Here is a 5,079-nt window from a genome sequence, read left to right on the forward strand (position 1 = left end):
CCGCGCGGCCGACCGGGCAGGGAGGGCCCAGGGTTCCACGGTGCCGATCGGCCAGCTGGAGTGCCGGAGCGGTCAGGTGGTGAGGTTGTGGATGACGAGTTCGGCGATTTTCTGGGTGGCGCCGCAGGGGTCGTGTTGCCAGGGGCCGGTTTCGGGTTTTCCGTAGGTGGCAGCGGTGATGTAGACGAGAGTGGTGTTGTCGGCGGCGAGGGCGAGGGTGCAGCCGAGGGGGCCTTCGGCTTGTTTGCTGGGGATGTTGTCGTCGATGGCGACGATGACGGCGGGGTGGATGGTGTCGATGGTGGTGGGTTCCCAGTGGTTGCCGGTGTCGTGGCCGCGGGCGTGTTCGAGGTAGAGGGTGCGGAGGCTGTTGCCGCGGTTGGACGTGATGACCTGAGCGACGGGACCGAACGTGGTGACGCATCGTTGGCCGTCGACGCTGCGGTCGCCGCCGGTGAAGCCGAGGCTGTCTAGCTGCTCGACAGTGATCGCGGCGCACGGGTCGGCTCGGAAGCGGGCGGCGCCGGGCAGCCCGGTGCCAGGGATCGGCGGGACGGACACCTGCGGGTCGGCCGGCCGTGGTGGCGGGCTCGGTGTGCACCCGGTGGCCAGGCCCAGCACGACCAGGGCGGCGACGATGTGCGGGATGTTGCGGCTGGTCATGGCTGGCTGGCTCCTGGCTTGACATGCCACCGGCCCGGGTCTCCGATGACTCCGGTGCTGCCGCCGACCTCGGGCAGGGCGGTGAAGGTGGTCTCGATCGTGGTGAGATCGATGCGGTTGCCGATCAGCTTGCCGATGTCGGTCAGCATGCCGCCGAGCAGGGTCAGGCAGTCTTGCCAGAAGGTGGCGAAGGCGGTGTTGAGGGCGTCGGCGACGTCTTTGAAGCTGATCGGCGCCAGCGGTGGCAGGACGACCGAGGTGCCGATGGCGATGCCGATCTTGCCGCCCAGCTGGTTGATGTTGATCGCGCATTTGCCGATGACGACGAGCAGGTTCTTGTAGGTGTCGATGATCGTTTCGGCGATGGAGGACATCGTCTTGGTCAGAGTGACCAGCGACGCCTGGTTCTGGGTGAGGATGGGTTTGGCCATGCCGGCGTAGGTGGCGAACTGGTCGGCGGCGTCGCCGTGCCACGCTGTCGAGAGCGTCAGCTGTGCGGCGTTGAGCTGGTCGACCGCGTCGGACAGGGCGCTTTGGCTGGCGAAGGTGTCGGCCAGGTGCAGGACTTTGCCGATGTCGCCGGCGACGAAGACGCGGAGCTTGTTCAGCAGGGTGATGATGCCGTGGGCGCCGATGAACCCGGCGGCGCGCCGGATGACCGCGTCGGCGTCGTCGGGGTAGGGCAGGCTCGCCGGGTCGGAGGTGCCGGGCGGCGGAGGGGGAGGGACGGTCACCGGGCGCCTCCTTCGAGTTTCTTCAGCCGCTCGTACTCGGCCGCGTCTTGCTTCTCGTAGTAGCCGGCGGCGGTCTGCAGCGCTTGGGCGAGCTGACGGATGGCGTTGGCGTTTTCGGTGGTCACCATGCGGATCTTGTCGATGGCGCGGTTGTACTGCTCGACTGTGCCTGCGCCGTGGAGGCTGGGCATCAGCTCGGTGGTGGTGCCGGGGAGCCCGAGGTCGTATTCGCCGAGCTGGGTGTCGGCGAGGTCGTGCTGGGCGAATTCGAGGATCAGGTCGGCGGCGGCGGTGACGTCGGCCGCGGCGGCGCGCAGCGCCTCGGGGTAGACGCGGTAGCCCTTGCCCACGATGTCGCGGGGGTCGAAGGTCATGCCAGCCCCGTTTCGCCGATGGCCGCGGCGATGGTCTCGGCGCGCCGGTGTTCGGCCTGCGCTTCGGCGTCCCGGATGCCTTCCAGCAGGGTTCGGGACAGTGCGGCCGCGGAGTACTGGCGCATTTCGGCGGCGTCGAGGGTCACGGCGGTCAGTTCACCGGCCCCGGACACGGTCACCGAGCCCAGTTCACCGGGCAGCCGCCATTCCAGCGGTGTGCGTTCCGCGTCCTGCGTGGTCTGAGCGACCGCGGCTGTGGCGGCGTTGATTTCGCGCGCCAGGTGGTAGAGCTCGCCCTGGTAGTTCACCAGCGCCCCCGATCCTCGTCCGGTCCGCCGTCGTCTTCCAGGAAGTCCAGCTCCTCGAAGTTCTCGTCCTCGATTGCCGCCCGCTTCGGACGTGCGACCGCGGAGGGACGACCTGAAGTCGGTTCGAGGTCAGCGGGGACCAGCGAAGGACTGCCCGAAACACCCGTTGCTGAAGGCTCCTGCGCCGGCTGCCATACCAGGTCCTTGTCCAGCACCGCCCGCATCTTGGGGCCGGCCACGGCGGCGGCCTTCCGCCGCGCCGCGACGACGGCCTCCTCCACGTCGGATCCGACGACCTGCGGATGTGCCCCGCGCATCACCGACTGGCTGATCGACAAATCCAGGATCCGGCCGTGGCCGCTGACGACCGCGGTCACCTCGCCGTCCCGGGATTGCCCCGAAAACCGGGCCAGCGCCAACTCCTCGTCCAGCTGCCCGGCCTGGCGCCGCATCACCTCGGCGTTGAACACCACGTCGGCATCGCCTCCCCACGCTCCCGACTCAACCGGCGACCAAACCGCGAACCGTTACTGCAGGTTGCCGTGCGGTCACGCCGTCGGCAGCGTAGCCGATCCACGCTTGCCTCGACGACGGATCGACGATCGATAGTCCCGAATGTGGTCTTCGGCACCACGACGCCAGAAGTGCGGGTCGATGGAGGGCATCTTCTGCGCAAGTGTCAGCGACTCGAACGGACCTAGGTTCGCACTGGTAAGCGTGGCCGCCTGTTTTCGGATGCGCGGGAGATGGTCGAGGGGATCATCTACCGGTATCGGTGCGGGATTGCCTGGCGGGATGTGCCAGCGGTGTTCAGTCCGTGGCAGACGATCTGGACCTGGCATCGCCGAATGGCCGGCGACGGAATCTGGGACACCGTGCTGCAACGGCTGCTGATGACCGCAGATCCGGTCGGGCAAATCGACTGGGCGATATCGGTGGACTCGACGATCGCGCGAGCGCATCAGCACGCCACCAACATCACCCGCCCCACAGGGGACTGGGTCGAAATCTTTATTCCGTTCGGTTTCAACGGCTCGCGTCCGCGTTCGGCAAGGAACAGGTAAGGGCTGTCCGCGGCTCGGTGACGGCTTCGGGTGCGCAGGTAGCGGCTGATGGCTTGGCCGGTGCATTCGCCGAACGGAACGAATCGCTGACGGTTACCCTTGCCATGGACCAGGACGCCGTCGCGGTGAAGGTCTACGTCTGCAAGTTTGAGATTGGCGACCTCGGTGAGCCGGGCGCCGGTGTCGAGGAAGAGCCGAATGATTGCCATATCGCGCCGGTCGCGGTAGCTCTTCCCGCGGCACGTATCGAGCAGTCGGGCGAGTACGTCGTCGGACACGACTGGTGCAAGCTTGTCTGGTGTGTCTGGCTGGCTGAACTTCTCCATGGGATGGCGGCCTATCTCCTCGCACTCGAGGAGATAGTTGAAGAACTGTTGGATGCCTTTGTACTTGTTGAGGGCTGTCGAGGCTGAGCGGCTGTCGATCATCCAGGTGATGAACCACTCGATGTGCTTGCGTCCGACGTCGGTGGGGTCGTCCGCTGCGTCGCTGTCGTCATCGGTCGGGCTCGTAGTTGTAGCGGGTTGTGTGCGGGCGGTTCGCGGCGCGCAGGCTGCGGTCCCATTCTTCGACGTAGGAACGCCAGGTGTCGTCCACGGGCCTGGGCAGACCCTGTTTGGTCAAATTCGTCGGCATGGGGAGAGCCTCCAGTCAAGGTGTCACTGAGCGCGGTGCTAGACCGGATCGACACCCATGACCACAACAAAAAGCGGGCCCCCGCAGCTGTGAGCTGCGGAAACCCGCTGTCCGTCGGGCTGACAGGATTTGAACCTGCGACCCCTTGACCCCCAGTCAAGTGCGCTACCAAACTGCGCCACAGCCCGGACCCGCACTCGCTGAGTGCGTGAGAAGTACTCTAGCGTGCCCCTCAACCTGCCCTGCAAGCAGGGTCCTCAGTCCTCCTGACCTGCGGAAACAGGTCAGGAGGGCCGAAGTGCAAGATCACGCCGGGTTGGCGGCGTGGGTGAGGGTCTGCCAGGCCACGAACAGGTTGTTCGAGCCCGCCGGGCGCTGGCGCTCCGTCAACGTCTGGGTGTTCGTCATCGCGATGCCCAAGCGCGTGTTCAGTGCGTTGAAGCCCACCTCCGTCACCGGACCGAGGCCGAGGTTCAGGTGGCCCGAGCACAACCAGGACGGCACCGCCGCGCCCAGCTGGTACTTCGACTGGAAACCCAGGGCCTGGCGCAGGCGCGTGCCGATCTCCGTCGGGTACACGTCCTCGCCCTGGATGCGGAGCGTCTCCGCCACGTCCGCGATGGCCGCTATGCCGTAGCCCGTGTGGGTGAAGTCGCGGCAGGTTTCCTGGGTCAGGCCGTCCACGAACGTCGACTGGCCCTGCCAATAGCTCACGATCTGGTCGCGTGATGACAGGCCGCTGCCGGGCACCGTCTTCGGGAGCGCGCCGTCGGACGACAAATACACATAGGCCGCGACGCGGTTGCGGTAGCGCGTCACCGCCTTGTCGTAGCTCGTCTTGTCCTCCAGGAACACCGAGATGCCGACCGCGGCCTCCATCATGGACAGTTCCCAGTTTCCGTTGCTGTTGCTGCCGTTGATCACCTTGCTCAGGTACACATTGCGCAGCATCGTCGCGAACCGGCCCGAGTTCGGCCAGCTCGAATACGTGTACTTGATGATCTCCGCCGCGCGTGGCCACGACGAGCCCGCCCAGCCCGTCTGCAGCGGGGCGTTGCTGTTCGTGTGGCTCGTGATCACCGCCGACCACGCGTCCATCAACGCTATCGACTTCTGCGCGTACCGCGCGTCGCCCGTGATGTACCAGATCAGTGCGTCCGTGTACGCCGCTATCGCGTCTTCGCGCTCGTCCGTGCAGCCGTAGTTCGGGTTCGAATACGAGCCGCATTCGACCACCGCGCGCGGTTTCGGGGTCCGGGAAAGGGAGGCGTACGAGCTGGCCAGCACCTGGTCGTACGCC

The 5,079-nt window shown here is 66.5% G+C and carries 8 protein-coding genes and 1 tRNA gene; 1 reads left to right on the forward strand and 8 read right to left on the reverse strand.

What is annotated here, in order from left to right; all coding sequences use genetic code 11:
* Positions 1 to 72 precede the first annotated feature (72 nt).
* The 5 genes from CCN39_RS27345 to CCN39_RS27365 are packed head-to-tail and all read right to left on the reverse strand — an operon-like array spanning position 73 to position 2,552.
* Positions 73 to 663 (reverse strand): DUF3558 family protein, encoded by a 591-nt coding sequence (locus CCN39_RS27345; RefSeq protein ID WP_086846658.1) that lies wholly within the window; start codon positions 661 to 663, stop codon positions 73 to 75.
* Positions 660 to 1,397, reverse strand: coding sequence for a WXG100 family type VII secretion target (locus CCN39_RS27350; protein WP_086846660.1), 738 nt, complete (start codon positions 1,395 to 1,397; stop codon positions 660 to 662). Before CCN39_RS27350 ends, CCN39_RS27345 begins: the two co-directional genes overlap by 4 nt.
* Positions 1,394 to 1,771 carry a hypothetical protein gene (locus CCN39_RS27355; protein ID WP_086846662.1) on the reverse strand — a complete coding sequence of 126 codons (378 nt, stop codon included), beginning with the start codon at positions 1,769 to 1,771 and terminating at the stop codon, positions 1,394 to 1,396. Before CCN39_RS27355 ends, CCN39_RS27350 begins: the two co-directional genes overlap by 4 nt.
* The gene (locus CCN39_RS27360) at positions 1,768 to 2,079 is read right to left on the reverse strand and encodes a YbaB/EbfC family nucleoid-associated protein (RefSeq protein WP_208630399.1); all 312 of its coding nucleotides are present in this window, start codon (positions 2,077 to 2,079) and stop codon (positions 1,768 to 1,770) included. Before CCN39_RS27360 ends, CCN39_RS27355 begins: the two co-directional genes overlap by 4 nt.
* Complete coding sequence (locus tag CCN39_RS27365; RefSeq protein ID WP_244211036.1) at positions 2,076 to 2,552, reverse strand: YbaB/EbfC family nucleoid-associated protein; 477 nt, start codon at positions 2,550 to 2,552, stop codon at positions 2,076 to 2,078. Before CCN39_RS27365 ends, CCN39_RS27360 begins: the two co-directional genes overlap by 4 nt.
* Before the next feature lie 252 nt (positions 2,553 to 2,804).
* Here CCN39_RS27365 and CCN39_RS27370 point away from each other — a divergent pair, with 252 nt between their 5' ends.
* The gene (locus tag CCN39_RS27370; protein ID WP_279629587.1) at positions 2,805 to 3,143 is read left to right on the forward strand and encodes a transposase; all 339 of its coding nucleotides are present in this window, start codon (positions 2,805 to 2,807) and stop codon (positions 3,141 to 3,143) included.
* Here the strand turns inward: CCN39_RS27370 and CCN39_RS52925 are convergent.
* The 3 genes from CCN39_RS52925 to CCN39_RS27385 form a co-directional block, all read right to left on the reverse strand.
* A complete protein-coding gene (locus CCN39_RS52925; protein ID WP_086846664.1) occupies positions 3,041 to 3,571 on the reverse strand; it encodes a tyrosine-type recombinase/integrase in 531 nt (176 codons plus the stop codon). The two genes, CCN39_RS27370 and CCN39_RS52925, sit on opposite strands and share 103 nt — an antisense overlap.
* A 322-nt stretch (positions 3,572 to 3,893) precedes the next feature.
* Positions 3,894 to 3,967 (reverse strand) — tRNA-Pro (locus CCN39_RS27380).
* A gap of 118 nt (positions 3,968 to 4,085) precedes the next feature.
* Positions 4,086 to 5,079, reverse strand: a 994-nt coding sequence (locus tag CCN39_RS27385) for an alginate lyase family protein (protein ID WP_086846668.1), incomplete at its 5' end; no start/stop codon positions are given.

It is taken from the genome of Amycolatopsis kentuckyensis, assembly GCF_002155975.1.
GTDB lineage: Bacteria > Actinomycetota > Actinomycetes > Mycobacteriales > Pseudonocardiaceae > Amycolatopsis > Amycolatopsis kentuckyensis.